The following is an 18,374-nucleotide window of genomic DNA, read 5'->3' as shown; positions in this document are numbered from 1 at the left end:
CGCAGGACAGGCGGCATGGGCACAACAGTGGGCGGCGGCATCGCTCGCCGCCTCCGGCCCGTGACCAGGAGAGAGCCATGACCGGCGTACTGACCGTCGACCGCCCCGCGCAGCCCACGGCCCCCACCCGCTACACCGTCGCCCTCGCCCGGAACGAGGAGGACGTGCGTGCCGCGCAGCGGCTGCGGCACGACGTCTTCGCCGGGGAACTGGGCGCCCTGCTGGCCGGCCCGCAGCCGGGCCTCGACGTCGACCCGTTCGACGCGTACTGCGACCACCTGCTCGTCCGTGAGGAGACGTCCGGCCAGGTCGTCGGCACCTACCGGCTGCTGCCGCCGGAGCGCGCGGCGGTCGCCGGGCGGCTGTACTCCGAGAGTGAGTTCGATCTGACCTCCCTCGGCGGGATCCGGCCTGAACTCGTCGAGGTCGGCCGCTCCTGCGTGCACCCCGACCACCGCGACGGCGCGGTCATCAGCCTCATCTGGGCCGGTATCGCCGGCTACATGGTCGACCGCGGCCACGAGTGGCTCGCCGGCTGCTGCTCCATCCCGCTGGCCGACGGCGGCGCTCTCGCCTCCGCCACCTGGGACCGGGTGAGCGCCAAGCACCTGTCGCCGCGGGAGTACCGCGTCCAGCCGCTGCTGCCGTGGACCCCGGGCCCCGCACCCGCCGCCCGCCTCGAACTGCCCGCCCTGCTCCGCGGCTATCTGCGCCTCGGCGCCTGGGTGTGCGGCGAACCGGCCCACGACCCGGACTTCGGCGTCGCCGACCTGTACGTGCTGCTGCCGATGAGCCGGGTCAACTCGCGCTACCTGCGGCACTTCCTCTCCCTCGTGCCGGCGTGATGAGCGCCTGGCTGCCCCTCGCGCCCTGTACGCCCCGGACCTGTGTCGAGCCGGTGGCGAGGGCCGTGCCGTGGGCCGTGCTGCGGCTCACCGCGGTTGTCCTGCTCCTCCTCGCCGGGATCGCGCTGACGCCGTTCGGCTGGGGGTCCCCCCGCTTGCGGGGGAGGATGCCGGCGTCCCTGGTCCGGCGGTGGTGCCGGTGGATCGTGCGGGCCGCAGGGGTCCAGGTCCGCATCACCGGCGCCGCCGCCCCCACCGGCCCCCTGCTGCTGGTCGCCAACCACATCTCCTGGCTGGACATCCCGCTGCTCGCCGCCGTACGCCCCGCCCGGATGCTGGCCAAGACCGAGGTGCGGCGGTGGCCCGTCGCCGGGCCGCTGGCCGCGCGCGGCGGCGTCCTGTTCATCGACCGGGACCGGCTGCGGGCCCTGCCGGACACCGTCGCCCGGATCGCCGAGGCACTGCGCGAGGGCCGGGCCGTCGGGGTCTTCCCCGAGGGCAGCACCTGGTGCGGCCGCTCCCAGGGAGTCTTCCGCCGGGCCGTCTTCCAGGCCGCGCTGGACGCGGGGGCCGCCGTCCAGCCGGTGCACCTGCGGTACCGGGTCGCCGCAGGGACGACAAGCACCGTGCCCGCCTTCGTCGGCGATGATTCGCTGCCGGCCTCGGTCTGGCGTGTGGTGTCGGCACGCGGGCTGGTGGCCGACGTGGACGTCCAGGACGTCATACCCCCGGGCGCCCACCCCGACCGGCGCTCGCTCGCCCGGGCCGCCCAGCCGACGCGGCCCGCAGAGCCGGCCTGGACCCACGCCGCACTGGTGACCCGGCCGTACGGCGGCACGAAAAATCCCGCGACGGTCCCCGCGCCCGCTGTTACCGTCGGATCCATGGAGGTCATCAAGCGCACCGACGCCGCAGCCGCGCGAGCGACCAGCTCACCGGCTGCCGACGCCTGACCTCGTCACCTCTTCCCGGCGGCCGGAAACGGACCGCCAGGACCCCCGTACTTCCGTACTCTCCGGCTTCCCTCGCGCGGTTCGTTCCGGTCCCCCTGACCTCAAGGAGACCGCAATGGACACGGACCGGACCGTACGGACGTTCAACGACTTCTTCTGTGAGCGCGGGCACCGGCTGATCACCGGCAGCACGCTGCTGCCCCCGCCCTCGGACCCGGTGCTGTTCACCACGGCCGGCATGCAGCCCCTCACGCCGTATCTGATGGGCCGCCCGCATCCTCAGGGGCGGCGGCTGGTCAACCTCCAGCGCTGTCTGCGCACCACCGACCTGGACGAGATCGGCGACACCACGCATCTGACGGTGTTCGAGATGCTCGGCTCCTGGTCACTGGGCGACTACGACCACGCCCAGTCCCTTCGCTGGGGGTACGAACTGCTGCGCGACGGATTCGGCATCCCGCGAGAGCGCCTGCACGTCACGGTCTTCGGCGGATCCGACCAGGTCGGCCCCGACACCGAATCACTGCGCGTCTGGGAGGACTTGGGGCTGCCGGTGGAGCGGGCCGGGGACGAGAACTGGTGGTCCAACGGCCCGGCCGGCCCGTGCGGCCCCGACTCGGAGATCTTCGTCTGGACCGGCGAGCCCGGCACCCCGCCCCAGGGCAGCCCCGGCACCGACGCCCGCTGGACGGAACTCTGGAACCACGTCCACATGCGCTACGAGCGCCACGCCGACGGCACTCTCGTCCCCCTGCGGCAGCCCGGAGTCGACACGGGCATGGGACTGGAACGCCTGGTCGCCGTCCTGCAAGGGCGCCGGTCGGTCTACGACACGGACGTCTTCGAACCGTGGATGCGGACCGTGCCCTCGCTGTGGGACCTGGACGGCCCGTCGACCCGCCTGGTCAGCGACCACCTGCGCGCCGGCATCGTCGTGCTCGGCGACGGCGTACGGCCGTCGAACACCGGTCGCGGCTACGTCCTGCGCCGGCTGATCCGCCGTCTCCTCACCACGCTCGGGCGCGGCGATGCCTCCCGCACCCTCGCCGACCTGCCCCCGGAGCTGATCGAGCACACCCTCGACCACTTCCGCCAGTCCGCCGGCCCGGACCTGGTCCGGGAGGTCCTCCTCGACGAGGAACAGCGGTTCGGCAGGCTCCTCGAACGGGGAAGCCGTCTGCTGTCCCGGCCCGAGTACCGGAAACCGCTCAGCGAGGAGGACTTCGACTACCTCCACGACACCCACGGACTGCCCCGGGACCTCGTCGCCGGACTGCTCGCCGCCCGCTGACGGGCTACGGCCGCTCCCGGCCGAGCGCCCGGCCCAGATACCGTGCCGTGGCGCTCGGCTCCGCCCGGGCCACCTCCGCGGGCGGACCGGCCGCCACGATCCGGCCGCCCGCGTCGCCGCCGCCCGGGCCGAGGTCGATCACCCAGTCCGCGCGCGCGACGACGGACATGTCGTGCTCGACGACGATCACGGTGTGCCCGGCGTCGACCAGGCCGTGCAACTGGCGCATCAGGACGTCGACGTCGGCCGGGTGGAGGCCGGTCGTCGGCTCGTCGAGGAGGTAGAGCGTGTGGCCGCGCCGGCCGCGCTGCAGCTCGCTCGCCAGCTTGATGCGCTGCGCCTCGCCGCCGGACAGTTCGGTCGCGGGCTGGCCGAGACGCAGATAGCCGAGGCCCACGTCCAGCAAGGTGCCGAGGCTGCGGGCCACGGCCGGGGTGTCCGCGAAGAACTCCGCCGCGCTCTCCACCGTCAGGTCCAGCACCTGCGCTATGTCCCGCCCCCGGTACGTCACTTCCCGCGTCTCGGGGTTGTACCTGGCCCCGCCGCAGTCCGGGCAGGGCGCGTACGTGCTCGGCAGGAACAGCAGCTCCACGCTGACGAACCCCTCGCCCTGGCAGGTCTCACAGCGCCCGCCCGCCACGTTGAAGGAGAACCTGCCGACACCGAAGCCCCGTTCGCGCGCCCCGTCGGTGGCCGCGAACACCTTGCGCACCACGTCGAAGAGGCCGGTGTAGGTCGCGAGGTTCGAGCGCGGGGTGCGCCCGATCGGCTTCTGGTCGACCGAGACCAGCCGGCCCACCCCCGCTGTGCCCGCCGCGTCCTCGGTGATCTCGCCGATGAGCGTGGACTTGCCGGAGCCGGACACCCCGGTGACCGCCGTGAACACGCCGAGCGGGAAATCGGCGGTCACACCGCGCAGGTTGTGCCGGGTGACCGGGCCGGTCTTCAGCCACCCGCCCGGTTCGCGGACCTCCCGGGCCGGGGCGGGGGAGCGGTCGAACAGGTAGCGGGCCGTCGCCGACCCCTCGACGGCGGCCAGCTCCGCCACCGGGCCGCTGTGCAGCACCCGCCCGCCGTGCTCGCCCGCCTCCGGGCCCACGTCCACCAGCCAGTCGGCGCCGCGTACGACATCGAGGTGGTGCTCCACCACGAACACCGAGTTCCCGGCCGCCTTCAGCCGCTCCAGCACGGCGAGCAGCGCCTCGGTGTCCGCCGGGTGCAGCCCGGCCGACGGCTCGTCGAGGACGTAGACGACGCCGAACAGGCCGGAGCGCAGTTGGGTGGCGAGGCGCAGGCGTTGCAGTTCGCCGGCGGAGAGGGTGGGGGTGGGCCGGTCGAGGCTGAGGTAGCCGAGGCCCAGCTCGACGACCGGTGCGATCCGGGACGTCAGGTCGGCGGTGAGGACCCGGGCGGTCTCCGACGTCGCGTCGAGACCGGCGGCCAGCTCCACCAGCGGCAGCGCCGCCAGCTCGGCGATGGTCCGGCCGCCGAACGTCACGGCGAGTGCCTCGGGGCGCAGCCGGCTCCCGCCGCAGGCCGCGCAGGGCGCACTGGCCAGGAACCGTTCGGCCTTCGTCCGCAGGGTCGGGCTCTTGGAGTCCGAGAAGGTCTTCATCACGTACCGCCGGGCGCTCATGTACGTGCCCTGGTACGGCCGCTGGATGCGGTCCGCGTCCCGCACCGGGTGCACGGTGACCACCGGCTGCTCGTCCGTGAACAGGATCCACTCCCGGGCCGCGGCGGGCAGCTCCCGCCACGGTCGGTCCACGTCGTGGCCGAGCGCGTCGAGGATGTCCCGCAGGTTCTTGCCCTGCCAGGCGCCCGGCCACGCGGCGATGGCGCCCTCGCGGATCGACAGCGACGGGTCGGGGACCAGCAACTCCTCGCTCGTACGGTGCACTTGCCCGAGCCCGTGGCACTCCGGGCAGGCCCCGGCCGCCGTGTTGGGCGAGAACGCGTCAGAGTCGAGGCGCCCGGCGCCGGGCGGGTAGGTGCCGGCCCGGGAGAACAGCATGCGCAGGGAGTTCGAGAGGTTGGTGACGGTGCCGACGGAGGAGCGCGAGGTGGGGGCGGCGCGGCGCTGCTGGAGCGAGACGGCCGGCGGCAGACCGGTGATCTCCCCGACCTTCGGCGCGCCGACCTGGTGGATCAGCCGACGCGCGTACGGGGCGACCGACTCGAAGTAGCGCCGCTGGGCCTCCGCGTAGATCGTGCCGAACGCCAGGGACGACTTCCCCGAGCCGGACACGCCGGTGAACACGGCCAGCACGTCCCGGGGGATGTCGACGTCGATGCCCTGGAGGTTGTGCTCGCGGGCGCCGCGGACACGGACGTAAGGGTCGTGGGAGGTGTGGGGGTCGTGCATGGGCAGGACTCTAACCGGAGGTGATCGCGGCCAGCCGCCGGTAGGAGTCCAGCAGGGCCTCGCGGTCGTACGTGCTGGTGGTGACCAGGACCTCCTGCGCCCCGGTCTCCTTCAGTACCGTCTCCAGCTCGTCGGCGACCTGCTCCTCGGTGCCGGCGACATGGCCGGTGAGCCCGGAGGCGTAGAAGCCGCGCTCCTTGGCCGTCATGGTGAGCGCCTCGACGCGCTCGGCGGGCGGCAGGGGAGGGAAGGTGCCGTGGGTACGGGAGTACGCCATCGCCCAGGCCTCCGGGACGAGCAGCCGCCGGGCCTCCTCGGGGGTGGCGGCCACGGCGATCGTGCCCGAGATGACGACGTACGGCTCCGGCGCCCAGGCGGAGGGGCGGAAGTGGTCGCGGTAGTGGTCGATGCCGCGCCGCATCTTCTCCCGGTTCCGGAGATCGCCGATGACCATGGGCAGCCCCGTGCGGGCGGCGATGCCGGCGCCCTCGCCCATGGCCAGGACGAACGGCGGGACGGTCAGCCCCTCGGCGGGGCGGGCATGGACCCCGGTGGGGGAGGTGCCCCGGAACCAGCCGAGCAGCTCCCGCAGCTGGGCCTCGAAGTCCTCGGCGTCGTCCTTGTCACGGCCCAGGGCCCTGCGCACCCCGTCCGTGAAGCCGACGGACCGGCCCAGGCCCATGTCGATCCGCCCGGGGAACAGCGACTCCAGCACCCCGAACTGCTCGGCCACGACCAGCGGCCGGTGATTGGGCAGCATCACCCCGCCGGTGCCGACCCGGATCGTCCGGGTCGCGGCGGCGACGGCTGCGGCCAGCACGGTCGGCGCGGACCCGGCGACCCCGGGAACACCGTGATGCTCCGACACCCACACCCGGTGGTACCCGAGCCCCTCCAGCTCCCCGGCCAGCCGCACGGTGTCCCGCAGCGCCTCGGGGTGGGTGTGGCCCTCGCGGGTGCGGGAGCGGTCGAGGACGGAGAAGCGGGTGGAGGCGATCACTGAACTCACACCAGGTTCAACACCCGGGGAGCGCAGGGATTCCCCGCCGGCCTGCCGATTCCCCGGAGCAGTGCGCCCCGACGGAGACACCGACCCTGGTCGTCTCCCTGTCCACCTTCCGGCAAGGCGGGCGGCTACCTGCGCGGCGCCGCGACCGCGAAGGCCGTGCTGCCGTATCTCGAACCGCCCGTCTGAGGACCCCCGGCACCGGCCCCCCGACACCCCGGTCCTGTTGTTCAGCAGTCGCTGCCGCAGGGAGAGTTCCGTGCCCGGGGCGGGTATGCAGCAAGGCATGGTGGGGATCGGGGGGCGACGGGAACGAGAGCGGCGCCGGGTAGGGGCCGTGCTCGGTGTGGTGCTGCTCGTGGCGAGTGCCGGTTACGCGGTGTCCCAGCTGCTGCGCGGCGGGCTCGAGCCGGCCGACACCGCCGGGCTGCTCGGGCTGCCGCTCGGGGTCGCGGGGCTGGTGGCCGCGGTGGCGGCGCTGCGGCGCCCGGTGCAGGGGACGGACGCCGAGTTGGTGCGGCAGTGGGCCGCGACGCTGGCCGTTCAAGTCCAGCAGAGCGAAGGCAAGCTGCGTCACCAGCTGCTCGGCCGCGACACCCGGCGCATCGACCTGAGCTACACGCTGCGGGCGGTGCCGGGGCCCGCGGCCGACGCCCCGGGGGCGGGACGGACCTTTCGCGACTCCGACGGCGCCGGCGCGGACCCGGACATAGCGGGGTTCTTCCGGGCCACCCGGCCCCGGCGGCTCGTCATCGCCGGCGCCCCCGGCTCCGGCAAGACGGTTCTGGCCCTGGAGCTCGTCCTGGCCCTGGCCGCCGACCGCGCCGACACCGACCCGGTGCCCGTGCGCATCCCCATGGCCCAGTGGGACACCGCCCACACCCTGCCCGGACTGCTGGCCGACCACCTCACGCAGGCCCTGGACTGGCCCCGGGAGATGGCGGAGCGGCTGGTGGACCACGGCATGGTGCTGCCCGTCCTGGACGGCCTGGACGAGATGGATCCCCCACGCGACGACGGCTCGCCGGACCCGGACGCACCGCGTGCGCGGGCCGCCGTACAGCACCTGAACGCCTACCAGCGGGGCCTGGAGGCGGGCCCCCTCGTGCTCACCAGCCGGATCGCGAACTACGACGCGCTGCTGGCGCACGAACCCCTGGTCGACGCCGCGCTGGTGGTCATCGCGCCCGTGGCGTCCGAGCCCGCGCTGACCTACCTGCGCGACCGTTGCCGTGACCAGGACCGCTGGCAGTGCCTGCTGGACCACCTCGACGCACAGCCGTCCTGCGTGCACGCCCAGATCCTGTCGACCCCCTGGCGGCTCGGCCTGACCGCCACCGTCTACCGCTACCACGGGGACCCGGCGGAGCTGCTCACGCTGCGCGACACCGACGCACTCGACCGGCATCTGCTGGCCCGCTACATCCAGGCAGCCGTCGAACCCGCGGCCGGCGACCCGGCCCCCGCTCGCTACCCGCCGACGCAGGTCCACCGCTGGCTGCATCACCTGACCGGGCATCTGACCGGAACCGGCGCGACGGCCTATCCGACCACCGACATCACCGTGCACGGCCTGTGGCCGCTGGCCGGCCCCCGCAGGGTGCGGGTGGCGGACGCGCTGCTCACGTTCTGCACGATCAGCGCGGTCCTGCCCGCCGCCTGGCTGACCCCCGAGCCGGGTGAGGCCGCGGCGGGTGTGCTGGCCCTGGCCGTGGCGTGCGGACTGGCTGCCGCGCTCGCCCTCAGCCCCAGCAGGCTGGACTGGCAGAAGCGGCACATGCCCGGCCTCCGGGGGCCGTTCGTGCTGGGGCTCGTCGTCAATCCCGTCCTCGCCACCTTCGTCGGCGTCGCCGCCGGGCTCGCGGTCGGCGCGGCGATCGCGGCGGCGGGCCACCCCTCGGCCGCGCTCGCCGTCGGGACGGTCACCAGCTGGGTCTCCGGGCTGGGCGCCGGTTTCCGGTTCAGTGTGGCGGCCGGGCTGCGCGGGGCGGCGCCCACGACGGCGGTCAGCCCTCCGGTCGCGCTGCGCGACGACACCGTCTACGGACTCGTCTACGCCGTCTCCACCGGGCTGTTCGGCGGACTGGCCGTCGGCGGCACGGTGGCGCTGTCGCTGGAGCCGAGCACCGGTCTCGTCGTCGGAGCGGCGACCGCGATCGCCTCCGGCCAGGCGTCGGGTCTCAGTGCCGCGCGGCGCTACCTGGTCTTCCTGCTGTGCGCGCGCCGGCGGCTGCCCTTCCGGCTGGGCCGCTTCCTGGACTGGGCCTGCGCGGCAGGCCTCATGCGCTACTCCGGTCCGGCCTACCAGTTCCGCCACGCCGAACTGCAGCACTGGCTCGCCGCGCACCCGGACCCCGTGGTCACGCCGTGACCCCTCCTAGCTCTCGGGGCGCAGCAGCCCGCGCTCGTAGGCCTTGACCAGGTTCTGCGGTACGAGGTGGCGGACGCCGTCGACGGTGACCGGGACCAGCGTCGGGGTGGCCGCCTTCCACTGGGCGCGGCGGTGACGGGTGTTGCTGCGGGACATCTTCCGCTTCGGGACAGCCATGGGACTCCTCCTCGGTGGACGGGCACCGAGGACGCTACATGAAAATGGATCCCATTAACAATATGTGTCCGCGGTGTCCGGCCGCCGATGCCCCTGGTGCGCGTCAGTCGTCGGCGCCCACCAGCATGCGCACCTCGAACTCCTCGTGCGTGGTGCTCTCCTCGGCCGGGCCCTTGTCCAGCACCGTGCCGAGCCACCCCAGCAGGAAGCCCGCGGGGATGGAGACGATGCCCGGGTTCTGGAGCGGGAACCAGGCGAAGTCGACGTCGGGGTAGAAGGAGGCCGGGGCGGAGGAGACGACGGGGGAGAACACGGCGAGCAGGACGGAGGTGGCCAGGCCGCCGTAGAGGCTGAGCAGCGCCCCCTTCGCCGTGAAGCGCCGCCAGAAGAGGGTGTAGATGATCGTCGGCAGGATCGCGGACGCCGCGATGGCGAAGGCGAGGAAGGCGAGCGTCGCGGTGTTCGCCCCCCAGGCGACGAGGGCCAGCAGGATGCCGAGGATGCCGATGACCGCACCGGACAGCCGGGCCACGGTCAGTTCCTCCGTCTCACTGGCCTGGCCCTTGCGGATCACCTCGCTGTACAGGTCGTGCGCGAGGGACGAGGCCGCGGCCAGGGTGAGGCCCACCGCAACGGCGAGCAGAGTCAGATAGGCCAGGCAGGTCAGCAGCGCGGTGAGCACGCTGCCGCCCAGCTCGTGGGCGAGCAGCAGGACGGAGGCGTTGCCGGTGCGGTCCGTGTTCTCGATGGTGTCCCGGCCGAGGAGCGCGGTGGCGCCGAGGCCGAGGATGCCGGCCCCGAAACAGACCGCGCCGACCAGGCCGACGGCCCACAGGAGGGAGGAGCGCAGCACGCCGCTCTTGCGCGGGGCGAGCAGCCGCATCAGCACGTGCGGGAGGGCGGCGAGGCCGAGGACGATGGCCAGTTCGAGGCTGAAGAAGTCCAGCTTGTTGCTGACGCTCCCGCCGTAGCGCTGCCCGGGTTCGAGGAGCTGCAGGCCGGTGCCGCTGCGTTCGGCCGCCCTCTCGAGCAGCGCGTTGGGGTTCCAGTCGAAGTGGTACAGCACCCAGCCCGCGGTGAACAGCACGCCCACCACCAGCATCACGGCCTTGATGATCTGGATGACCGTGGCACCGGGCATGCCGCCGAGGGAGGCGTACAGGATCACGAACGTACCGATCACGGCCACGCACAGCGTACGCGTGGTGGCGCTCGGGGCTCCGGTGAACTGCGTCAACAGCGCCACGCTGCCGACGAGTTGGGCCACCAGGTAGAGCGTCGCGATGGCCAGGATGCAGACCGCGAGGGCGACCCGTACCGGCCGCTGCTGCCGGGGCAGGCGCAGCGCCACCGTGTCGCCCAGTGTGAACTTGCCCGTGCGGTGCAGGGGTTCGGCGATCAGCAACAGCACCATCATCCAGGCGACGGTGGTGCCGCCGAGGTACATCAGTCCGTCGTAGCCGGTCAGGGCGACCAGTCCGGTACTGCCCAGCAGGGTGGCGGCGGACAGGTAGTCGCCGCACATGGCCAGGCCGTTGCGCAACGGCGACATGGTGCGGTTGCCGAGGTAGAACTCGCTGATCTCGTCGCGTTGAGGGGCCGTCAGCAGTGCCGTGAACAGGGTGATCACGACCACGGTCAGGAACAGGACGAACGTCAGCTGCAGGCTGCTGTCGTCGATGGCGGCGGCGGTCGTCACCACGTGCGGAACCCCCTCGTGCCGTGCTGGAGGGGCTGCCCGGCCCCCTGCGGCGCCGAGGCCGAACGGGCGTGGCGGTTGTCGTTCTCGTACTGACGGGACCTGAGACCGCGGGCGAGCGGATCGACGCGGCTGCGCATGTGCCGGACATAGCACCAGGCGGTCACGCCCATGATGACGAACTGCCCGAGTCCGAGGGTGAGTCCGATCGTGAGGTGGCCGAACAGCGGCTGGTTCATCACCGCGGGAACAAAACTCGACAGGAGTACATACAGCAGGAATCCGCCGGCGGACAGGATCGTCGCCCGGGTGCCGAACCGGCGCTGCGCGCGACGCAGTGAGTGGAATTCGGGATGGTCGGATATGCGAGACGGCGGTGTGTGTTCGATGTGCGGAAGCGGGAATGTGGGAGTGTCTTCCCGCCGGGGTGGGAATTCGGGCACAGGCGCACCTTCTTCGCTGCTTCGTGCCCCGCACTCGACCCCTTCGGGGGCAGTGTGGCGTCCGGCTTTCGAGCAGGGTGGAGGGATGCCGGACGTGGTGAGGGGGTGCGGGCTCTGTGGGGGGCTCGTGAAATCGAAAAACTCGCTGTTCGGAATCACGCGGACGGCCTCGGGGCTCTGTGTGGAGATCCCCGACCAGCCCCGGCCACGGGTGGTGGCGAGGCTGAGTGCGGAGTATGTCAGTGCTGTGCTTGAGCCATCAACTGTGATGGTCAATTGACTTGTGGTCATGGCTCGTTCACGTACCCGGTGAAGGGTTGACGGTACTGCGACGGCCTGCGCGAAAGGAGTTTCCGGCGAATAGTCCGGACCATTTATCCGGCCAGGCTGTCTCAAATGAGCCGGATCAGAAACGGGCGCCGACGGCGGCGTTGGACCGTGGGACGAGGAACGCCGGCGCCTTCGGCAGCGAGCCGTCCGCCGCCCGGGGGCCGGTGAGCGGACCCGGGTCGGTGCTCAGCACCGAGGAGGCGTTCCATGTGCCGCCGATGTTCCAGGAGTTGCCGCTGGCGACCGTCTTCGCCCCCACGGCTGCCGCGCGCTGGTCCGCGATGGAGAGGTTGCCGGTGAGCCGGGCGGTCCCGCCCGAGACGTCGGCGTCGAAACCCGTACCGGCGTTGCCGTACGTGGAGTTGCGGCTCAGGGCGAGGGAGCCGGGGTTGCCGTTGTCGGTGAAGCCGTGTTTCGCGTTCTTGAAGGAGACGCTGTCGCGCACGGTGTGGGCCACTGCCGGGGCCGGGCTGCCGCCGCCGAGCTTGAAGCCGTTGCCGTCACCCGCGAAGTCGGGGAAGTTCCAGCGGTTGAACCCGTTGCCGTACGCCACCGTGTTCTCGATCGTCACCGGGGAGGCGAACTCCCAGGCGTCGAAGCCGTCGTCGACGTTGTTCCAGAGCCGGGCGCCGCGTACCACGTTGCCCGTGCCGCTGCCCTCCTTGATGGCCAGGCCGTCGGCGCTCTCCCCGTTCTTGCGCGGGTCGCGGTTGCCGTAACTGTCCAGGTTCAGGATCTGGTTGCCGCTGGAGGCGCCCTGGAGCTGGAAGCCGGACTCGTAGTTGTCGTGCGTGCTCAGGCGCGAGAAGACGTTGCCGTCGCAGCCGTCGCAGTAGACCCCGTACGGGCCGTTGACGATCTCCAGATCCGAGATCCGCCAGTGCGACGCCTCCATGTGGATCGCCCCGCGCTCGGCACGCGGGATGCTGCCGCCGGCCGGGGTGTGGCTCGCGGGCAGTCTCTCGCCGTCGACGACCACGCGCTCGCCCGGGTGGGCGGCGAGGGTGATGGGCTGGGACGCGGTCCCCGAGGTGGTGACCGTGATGTTGTCCGTGAGGGCGTACGTCCCGCCGCGCACGCTGACGGTGTCGCCGGGCTTCGCCAGGTCCACCGCCCGCTGGATGGTCTTCAGCGGCCGGGCGAGCGTGCCGGGGGCGGAGTCGTCCCCGTTCGGCGCCACGACCAGGGTCGTGCCCGCGGCGACCGCCGGCCCCGCCGGACCGCCCAGCGCCATGGCCAGCGCCGCCCCCGTCACCGCCGCCGACCAGATCCTTGTGTTGCGCATACGGCCTCCCGCCTCTGCCTGCTCGATGTCGCAGAACAGTGGCCGCCCGGGGGGTGAAGGTTGCCGGGCGACGACGGGAAGTGCCGGGCGGACACGGCCTGGTGCCGCGGCACTAGGGTGGGCTGTGTGAGTGATGAGCACAGCAGGACCCCGCTGGCCGTGTTCGACCTGGACAACACCCTTGCCGACACCGCGCACCGGCAGCGGTTCCTGGAGCGCAGGCCGCGTGACTGGGACGGGTTCTTCGCGGCGGCCCCGCAGGACCCGCCGCTCCCCGAGGGCATCGCGATGGTCCGGCAGAGCGCGCGGGAGTGCGAGATCGTCTACCTCACCGGCCGGCCCGAGCGCTGCCGGCGCGACACGCTCGACTGGCTGGCCGCGCAAGGGCTGCCCGAAGGGCGCGTCCACATGCGGTCTAACGCCGACCGCAGGCCCGCCCGGGTCACCAAACTGGAGATCCTGCGACGGCTCGCCCGCACGCGTGAGATCCGCGTCCTCGTGGACGACGACGAACTGGTCTGCGAGGACGCCCGGCGCGCGGGCTTCACCGTCGTCCGGGCCGACTGGGCCGCCCGGTCCGCCGAGCTGAAGGCGGCTCAGGAGCGGGAAGGCCGGACCTGAGAGCGCACGCTCTTGGCTACTCGCCCTCCTCCAGCCGGAAGCCCACCTTGAGCCCCACCTGCCAGTGCGCGATCTGCCCGTCCTCGAGCTGGCCGCGCACCTGGGTCACCTCGAACCAGTCCAGGTTGCGCAGGGTCTGCGAGGCTCGGCCGATGCCGTTGCGGATGGCCGCGTCGACGCCCTCGGGCGAGGTCCCGACGATCTCCGTGACCCGGTAGGTGTGGTTCGACATGCCGCTGCTCCTCTTCTGCTGAATTTCCGTGACGTGCAGTGACGTGCGGTGACGTCCTGGGGCGGATGTGCCACGCGTCACTCCACCGTGCCCCACACGGCGGCGAAGCGCGAGACATCGCTCGCCGGGTGTCAGCGCGCCATGCTCAGCGACAGCGCGAACCGGCCCGCATCGTCCGTCCACCAGTGCGCCAGGTCCAGCCCCGCCGCCGACAGTTCGGTCCGCACACCCTCCTGCCGGAACTTCGCCGACACCTCGGTCCGCAGCTCCTCGCCCGCCGCGAAGTCGACGGCGAGGCCGAGCGCCGGCACCTTGACCGTCTGCGCCGTACGGGAGCGCAGCCGCATCTCGATCCACTCGTGCTCGGCGTCCCACCGCGCCACGTGGTCGAACGCGGCGGGCTCGAAATCGGCGCCGAGCTCACGGTTGATCACCGTGAGCACGTTCTTGTTGAACGCGGCCGTCACCCCGGCCGCGTCGTCGTACGCCCGGACCAGCACCTCCTCGTCCTTGACCAGGTCCGTGCCCATCAGCAGGGCGTCGCCCGGGGCGAGCATGCCCCGCACGACCGCCAGGAACGCGGCACGCTCGGCGGGCAGCAGATTGCCGATCGTGCCGCCGAGGAACGCCACCAGCCGGGGCCCCGGCGTGTCCGGCAGCGTCAGTTCCGCGGTGAAGTCGGCGATCAGCGCGTGCACGTCGAGCCCCGGCCGCTCGGCGACGAGCGCCTGCCCGGCCTGGGTGAGGGCGCTCTCGCTGACGTCGACGGGGACGTAGGTGCGCAGGTCCGTGAGGGCGTCGAGCAGATGCCGCGTCTTCTCGGAGGACCCGGAGCCGAGTTCGACCAGGGTGCGGGCCCGGGTCGCCGCGGCGATGTCGCCGGAGCGCGCGAGCAGGATCTCCCGCTCGGCGCGCGTCGGGTAGTACTCGGGCAGTTCCGTGATCTTCTCGAACAGGTCGCTGCCGTGCGCGTCGTAGAACCACTTCGGCGGCAGCGTCTTGGGGGTGCCGGTGAGACCCCGGTGGACGTCGGCGCGCAGCGCGGCGTCCGTGGCGTCCTCGGGCAGGGTGCGGGTGAGGCGGAACGGGCTCACGTACGGGGCTCCTTCAACGGTTCGGGGACGAGGGCGTCGGCCGGCTCCTTCAGCGGCGTGAGCAGCACGTCCGTGCGGCTCGCCGCGAGAAGGGTGCGGTCGGGGACCTCCTGCCAGTGCGGATCGTCGTCGTAGGGCTCGGAGGCCACGACCGTGCCGCCGCCCGGCCGGGTGAGGTACCAGAGGGTGTCGCCCCAGGCGGTCGCGGTGATGGTGTCGCCGTTGGTGAGCAGGAGGTTCAGCCGGGAGCCGGGGGCCGCGGCGGCGACCTCCAGGACGGTGTCGGCCATGGCCTGGCCCTCCTCGTCACCGCCGCGCAGCCGGGCCAGCACCAGGGCCCACACGAGCGCCGAGTCGTTGCGGGCCTCCAGCGACAGCAGGTCCTCGGGCGGCAGGCTCCGGGACACCGGGGCGAGCGAGCCGGGCCAGCCCTTGACCGCGCCGTTGTGGCTGAACAGCCAGGTCCCCGCGGCGAACGGCGCCGCCGCGGCCTCCGCGTCCGCGCCCGACAGGGTCGCGTCCCGCACCGCCGCGAGCAGCGCGTTCGTCCGTACGACCCGCGCGAGATCGGCGAACGACAGGTCCGCCCAGATCGGCCCGGCCCGGCGGTAGCGCGCCGGCACCGGGTCACCCTCGGCGTACCAGCCGACGCCGAAACCGTCGGCGTTGACCGTCCCGTACCGCTGCCGCCGGGGCGCCCACGACTGCCGGTACACGCCGTGCGGGGGCTCCACCAGGAGCCGCCCGAGCGGCTCCTCCGGCCCCACGTACGCCACATGACGGCACATCAGACCTCCTCCGAGCGGGCCGTGCGGAACCCGGAGAAGATCTGCCGCCGGATGGGATGGTCCCAGTTGCGGAACGTGCCCCGGCAGGCCACCGCGTCCACGGCGAACGCACCGCCGCGCAGCACCTTGTAGTCGGGCCCGAAGAAGACTTCCGAGTACTCCTTGTACGGGAACGCCCGGAACCCGGGGTACGGCAGGAAGTCGCTCGCCGTCCACTCCCACACGTCGCCGATCAGCTGCCGTACGCCGAGCGGGGACTCGCCGGCCGGATAGCTCCCGGCCGGTGCCGGACGCAGGTGCCGCTGGCCGAGGTTGGCGTGCTCAGGCCCCGGGTCGGCGTCGCCCCACGGATAGCGCATGGAACGGTCACCGGCCGGGTCGTACCGGGCCGCCTTCTCCCACTCGGCCTCGGTGGGCAGCCGGCGTCCGGCCCAGCGGGCGTAGGCGTCGGCCTCGTACCAGCACACGTGCAGCACCGGCTCGTCGGGCGGCACGACCTCGGTGAGGCCGAAGCGCCGGCGCAGCCACTGCCTGCCGTCCCGCCGCCAGTACAGCGGGTGGGCGATGGAGTTCCGGCGGATGTGGGCCCAGCCGTCCGTGGTCCACCAGCGCGGGTCGTCGTAACCGCCGTCCTCGATGAACGCCTGGTACGCGCCGTTCGTCACCGGCGTGGTGTCGATGTGGAACGGCGCGACCTCGCGCCGGTGCGCGGGGCGCTCGTTGTCCAGGGCCCACGGCTCGCCGGAGGTGCCCATCGTGAACGGGCCGCCCGGGACCAGGACCTCGGACGGGCCGGTGAACAGCGGCGCCGGTTCCGGGTCGGGCGCGGTCAGGGCCTGCGGGCCCCTGCGCAGCTGATGCGTGATCAGCATGGTCTCGTCGTGCTGCTGTTCGTGCTGCGCGATCATCCCGAAGGCGAACCCGGCCTCCGTCAGCCGCGTCCCGTGGAACGCGGCCCGCTCCAGCACGTCCAGGGCCCGGCCGCGGACGTCGGCCGCGTAGGTGCGTGCCTCCCCGGGCGACAGCAGGGGCAGCTTCGGCCGCTCGGCCCGCGGGTGCTCGAAGGCGTCATAGAGGCTGTCGATCTCGGGCCGTATCGCCTCGTGCCCGGCGACTGCCCGCAGCAGCCACTGTTCCTCCTGGTTGCCGATGTGCGCCAGGTCCCACACCAGCGGCGACATCAGCGGCGAGTGCTGCGCGGTCAGGTCGGGCTCCTCGACACAGCTCGTCAGCAGGGTGGTGCGGTCGCGGGCGACGACCAGCGAGGCGACGGCGCGCTCGCGCAGAATCTCGGGGTCGACGGCATCAACGTCGACGGCGGGATCGGTGTCGGTCATGGGCGGATGTCCTTCCCGTGGGCGCGGCCGTCCGTGCCGCGCTGTCGGTCGAGCAGGTCGTCGGCGGGGCAGCGGCCCCGGACGACATAGCGGTCCAGATGGGCCGAGACGGCTTCCATGACCTCGGGCTCGGCGCCGAGCCGGGGCAGGGCTTCCAGCGCGGTCGTGAAGCACGTGACGGCCACCTCGCGCAGTTCGGCGTCGGCCAGCCCGCCGCGGGCCGCGTCGAGCCACAGCGGGTTGTGCGGCGCGGGCAGCCCCAGCGTCCGCTCGGCCAGCGGCTTCACGGCCCGGTAGGCGGTCTCGGCGGCCTCCGGGTCGTCGAACAGCGCCGCCGTCACGGCCAGCGGCACGATCCAGCCGTCGTCCCCGGGCTGCGCGTCGATCATGCGCAGTTCCAGGTGGCCGCGGGGCCTGACCGGCGGGAACAGCGTCGTGACGTGGTAGTCGAGGTCTTCCCTCGTGGGCGGTCTCGGCACCCCCGTCCGGATCCACTCCCGGAAGGTGAGCCCCTTGGGGACGTCCCAGGGCGCGCCGTCCCGCCGTACGCACATCACGGGGGAGTCCAGCACGTGCCGGGCCCAGGCGCCGCGCGGGTCGGTGTCCAGCGGCGGTCCGCCCGCCCGGCCGGCGCCGATCCGTGTCCACAGCAGCTGCCGGGTGGACATCCATCCGGTCGGCCGGTGCCCGGCGAGCGGGGAGCTGGCGAACGCGGCCACCAGGACCGGGCCCAGATGATGGGCCAGCCACCAGCGCCGCACCAGGCCCAGGGGCCCGGGCTCCTCGTGGCCGGCGTCCAGGCACACCTGCACGGAGGCGGAGGTGCACATCATGGCGCGGCCGGAGGGGCCTGTGCGGTCCAGGCAGCGCTCCATGGCGTCGTAGCGCGGTTCGCGCAGGAACCGGCGGGGTTCGTGCCAGGGATCGTGGCCGAGGCCGACGAGCGCGAGGTCCTTCTCGCGCAGGACCGTGCGGACGGCGTCGAGGTCGGCGGAGACGGTGGCGATGCACTCCGTCAGCGAGGCGGCGGGGGGCGAGCTCAGCTCCAGCTGGCCGCCGGGCTCCACGGTGAGCGCCGACCTCAGGGACAGGTTCCGTACTGCGGCGTAGGCCGCTTCGAGTCGTTCGGGTGTGACGGGGAGCTGCGGTGCGCGCAGCTCGTGGACGAGCCATTCCACCTCGACCCCGAGGCGGCGTGGCGGGCCGGTTTTGAAGCAGATGCCGCGGACCAGGGCCTCGACGTCTGCGGCGGACAGTGCGGTGGGTGGCTCGGTACAGCCACTAACCGAATCGGACATGTCGGGATCCTCCTGAGATTCCACCATGCCACCGGTCCGGGCTCTTGGCGGCCCGGGCCGGGATCACTCGTTCCACCCAAGACCTTCACGCCGCTCGGCACAAGGGGGCGAACCGGCGCGTTCCGGGCCGGTCATCGAGGCCGGCCGGACGTTTCCCGGGACTTTCCCCGGCGTTCCCCGACGACGGAAACTCCGTTGCGCCGCGGCTCCGGCATCACCCACGATGCCTGCGTGAGCAC

At 72.8% G+C, this 18,374-nt stretch carries 16 protein-coding genes; 5 read left to right on the top strand and 11 right to left on the bottom strand.

Annotated elements, in window-relative coordinates; translation table 11 throughout:
• The first annotated feature begins 77 nt into the window (after window positions 1-77).
• The 3 genes from ACZ58V_RS08695 (at window position 78) to ACZ58V_RS08685 (ending at window position 3,089) form a co-directional block, all read left to right on the top strand.
• Complete coding sequence (locus tag ACZ58V_RS08695; RefSeq protein WP_471289084.1) at window positions 78-845, top strand: GNAT family N-acetyltransferase; 768 nt, start codon at window positions 78-80, stop codon at window positions 843-845.
• Window positions 845-1,798, top strand: a complete 954-nt coding sequence (locus tag ACZ58V_RS08690) for a lysophospholipid acyltransferase family protein (protein WP_471289929.1) — start codon at window positions 845-847, stop codon at window positions 1,796-1,798. The genes ACZ58V_RS08695 and ACZ58V_RS08690 overlap by 1 nt, the downstream gene beginning before the upstream one ends.
• 115 nt (window positions 1,799-1,913) lie before the next feature.
• Window positions 1,914-3,089: an alanine--tRNA ligase-related protein gene (locus tag ACZ58V_RS08685; RefSeq protein WP_471289083.1), complete on the top strand. Its 1,176-nt coding sequence runs from the start codon at window positions 1,914-1,916 to the stop codon at window positions 3,087-3,089.
• A gap of 4 nt (window positions 3,090-3,093) precedes the next feature.
• On the opposite strand, the gene ACZ58V_RS08680 is transcribed toward ACZ58V_RS08685, so the two are convergent.
• Window positions 3,094-5,454 (bottom strand): ATP-binding cassette domain-containing protein, encoded by a 2,361-nt coding sequence (locus tag ACZ58V_RS08680; RefSeq protein ID WP_471289081.1) that lies wholly within the window; start codon window positions 5,452-5,454, stop codon window positions 3,094-3,096.
• 10 nt (window positions 5,455-5,464) lie between these two features.
• Entirely contained in the window at window positions 5,465-6,463 is a 999-nt protein-coding gene (locus tag ACZ58V_RS08675) for an LLM class flavin-dependent oxidoreductase (RefSeq protein ID WP_471289079.1), read from the bottom strand.
• Window positions 6,464-6,746: 283 nt separating this feature from the next.
• On the opposite strand from ACZ58V_RS08675, the gene ACZ58V_RS08670 reads away from it, so the two are divergent.
• Complete coding sequence (locus tag ACZ58V_RS08670) at window positions 6,747-8,831, top strand: NACHT domain-containing protein (protein ID WP_471289077.1); 2,085 nt, start codon at window positions 6,747-6,749, stop codon at window positions 8,829-8,831.
• A 6-nt stretch (window positions 8,832-8,837) separates the two neighbouring features.
• On the opposite strand, the gene rpmF is transcribed toward ACZ58V_RS08670, so the two are convergent.
• The 4 genes from rpmF to ACZ58V_RS08650 all read right to left on the bottom strand — a co-directional run bounded on the left by rpmF (window position 8,838) and on the right by ACZ58V_RS08650 (window position 12,765).
• Window positions 8,838-9,008: a 50S ribosomal protein L32 gene (gene rpmF / locus ACZ58V_RS08665; protein ID WP_189722466.1), complete on the bottom strand. Its 171-nt coding sequence runs from the start codon at window positions 9,006-9,008 to the stop codon at window positions 8,838-8,840.
• 103 nt (window positions 9,009-9,111) lie between these two features.
• Complete coding sequence (locus ACZ58V_RS08660) at window positions 9,112-10,707, bottom strand: sodium/solute symporter (RefSeq protein ID WP_471289927.1); 1,596 nt, start codon at window positions 10,705-10,707, stop codon at window positions 9,112-9,114.
• Entirely contained in the window at window positions 10,704-11,441 is a 738-nt protein-coding gene (locus ACZ58V_RS08655; protein WP_468184982.1) for a DUF485 domain-containing protein, read from the bottom strand. The genes ACZ58V_RS08660 and ACZ58V_RS08655 overlap by 4 nt, the downstream gene beginning before the upstream one ends.
• Window positions 11,442-11,556: 115 nt before the next feature.
• Entirely contained in the window at window positions 11,557-12,765 is a 1,209-nt protein-coding gene (locus ACZ58V_RS08650; protein WP_471289073.1) for a right-handed parallel beta-helix repeat-containing protein, read from the bottom strand.
• Window positions 12,766-12,891: 126 nt separating this feature from the next.
• On the opposite strand from ACZ58V_RS08650, the gene ACZ58V_RS08645 reads away from it, so the two are divergent.
• A complete protein-coding gene (locus ACZ58V_RS08645; RefSeq protein ID WP_471289072.1) occupies window positions 12,892-13,386 on the top strand; it encodes a phosphatase domain-containing protein in 495 nt (164 codons plus the stop codon).
• Window positions 13,387-13,402: 16 nt separating this feature from the next.
• On the opposite strand, the gene ACZ58V_RS08640 is transcribed toward ACZ58V_RS08645, so the two are convergent.
• The 5 genes from ACZ58V_RS08640 to egtA form a co-directional block, all read right to left on the bottom strand.
• Window positions 13,403-13,618 (bottom strand): dodecin, encoded by a 216-nt coding sequence (locus ACZ58V_RS08640; protein WP_193477460.1) that lies wholly within the window; start codon window positions 13,616-13,618, stop codon window positions 13,403-13,405.
• Window positions 13,619-13,749: 131 nt separating this feature from the next.
• Entirely contained in the window at window positions 13,750-14,712 is a 963-nt protein-coding gene (egtD, locus tag ACZ58V_RS08635) for an L-histidine N(alpha)-methyltransferase (RefSeq protein ID WP_471289070.1), read from the bottom strand.
• Entirely contained in the window at window positions 14,709-15,500 is a 792-nt protein-coding gene (egtC, locus tag ACZ58V_RS08630) for an ergothioneine biosynthesis protein EgtC (protein WP_471289069.1), read from the bottom strand. Before egtC ends, egtD begins: the two co-directional genes overlap by 4 nt.
• Window positions 15,500-16,837 carry an ergothioneine biosynthesis protein EgtB gene (gene egtB / locus ACZ58V_RS08625; RefSeq protein ID WP_468184995.1) on the bottom strand — a complete coding sequence of 446 codons (1,338 nt, stop codon included), beginning with the start codon at window positions 16,835-16,837 and terminating at the stop codon, window positions 15,500-15,502. The genes egtC and egtB overlap by 1 nt, the downstream gene beginning before the upstream one ends.
• Entirely contained in the window at window positions 16,834-18,135 is a 1,302-nt protein-coding gene (gene egtA, locus ACZ58V_RS08620) for an ergothioneine biosynthesis glutamate--cysteine ligase EgtA (RefSeq protein ID WP_471289066.1), read from the bottom strand. The genes egtB and egtA overlap by 4 nt, the downstream gene beginning before the upstream one ends.
• Between the last annotated feature and the right edge of the window lie 239 nt (window positions 18,136-18,374).

The organism is Streptomyces sp. NPDC040589, assembly GCF_055594445.1.
The sequence above is the reverse complement of the archived record's forward strand: the minus strand, read 5'-3'. Positions and strand labels throughout refer to the sequence as shown.

What these genes read in the sequence shown, in the direction of transcription:
- ACZ58V_RS08655 (WP_468184982.1), bottom strand. Translation starts at nt 11,441, where the DNA reads ATGACCACAAGTCAATTGACCATCACAGTTGATGGCTCAAGCACAGCA.
- ACZ58V_RS08680 (WP_471289081.1), bottom strand. Translation starts at nt 5,454, where the DNA reads ATGCACGACCCCCACACCTCCCACGACCCTTACGTCCGTGTCCGCGGC.
- ACZ58V_RS08670 (WP_471289077.1), top strand. Translation starts at nt 6,747, where the DNA reads ATGGTGGGGATCGGGGGGCGACGGGAACGAGAGCGGCGCCGGGTAGGG.
- rpmF (WP_189722466.1), bottom strand. Translation starts at nt 9,008, where the DNA reads ATGGCTGTCCCGAAGCGGAAGATGTCCCGCAGCAACACCCGTCACCGC.
- ACZ58V_RS08690 (WP_471289929.1), top strand. Translation starts at nt 845, where the DNA reads ATGAGCGCCTGGCTGCCCCTCGCGCCCTGTACGCCCCGGACCTGTGTC.
- ACZ58V_RS08650 (WP_471289073.1), bottom strand. Translation starts at nt 12,765, where the DNA reads ATGCGCAACACAAGGATCTGGTCGGCGGCGGTGACGGGGGCGGCGCTG.
- ACZ58V_RS08685 (WP_471289083.1), top strand. Translation starts at nt 1,914, where the DNA reads ATGGACACGGACCGGACCGTACGGACGTTCAACGACTTCTTCTGTGAG.
- egtC (WP_471289069.1), bottom strand. Translation starts at nt 15,500, where the DNA reads ATGTGCCGTCATGTGGCGTACGTGGGGCCGGAGGAGCCGCTCGGGCGG.
- ACZ58V_RS08695 (WP_471289084.1), top strand. Translation starts at nt 78, where the DNA reads ATGACCGGCGTACTGACCGTCGACCGCCCCGCGCAGCCCACGGCCCCC.
- egtB (WP_468184995.1), bottom strand. Translation starts at nt 16,837, where the DNA reads ATGACCGACACCGATCCCGCCGTCGACGTTGATGCCGTCGACCCCGAG.
- egtA (WP_471289066.1), bottom strand. Translation starts at nt 18,135, where the DNA reads ATGTCCGATTCGGTTAGTGGCTGTACCGAGCCACCCACCGCACTGTCC.
- ACZ58V_RS08640 (WP_193477460.1), bottom strand. Translation starts at nt 13,618, where the DNA reads ATGTCGAACCACACCTACCGGGTCACGGAGATCGTCGGGACCTCGCCC.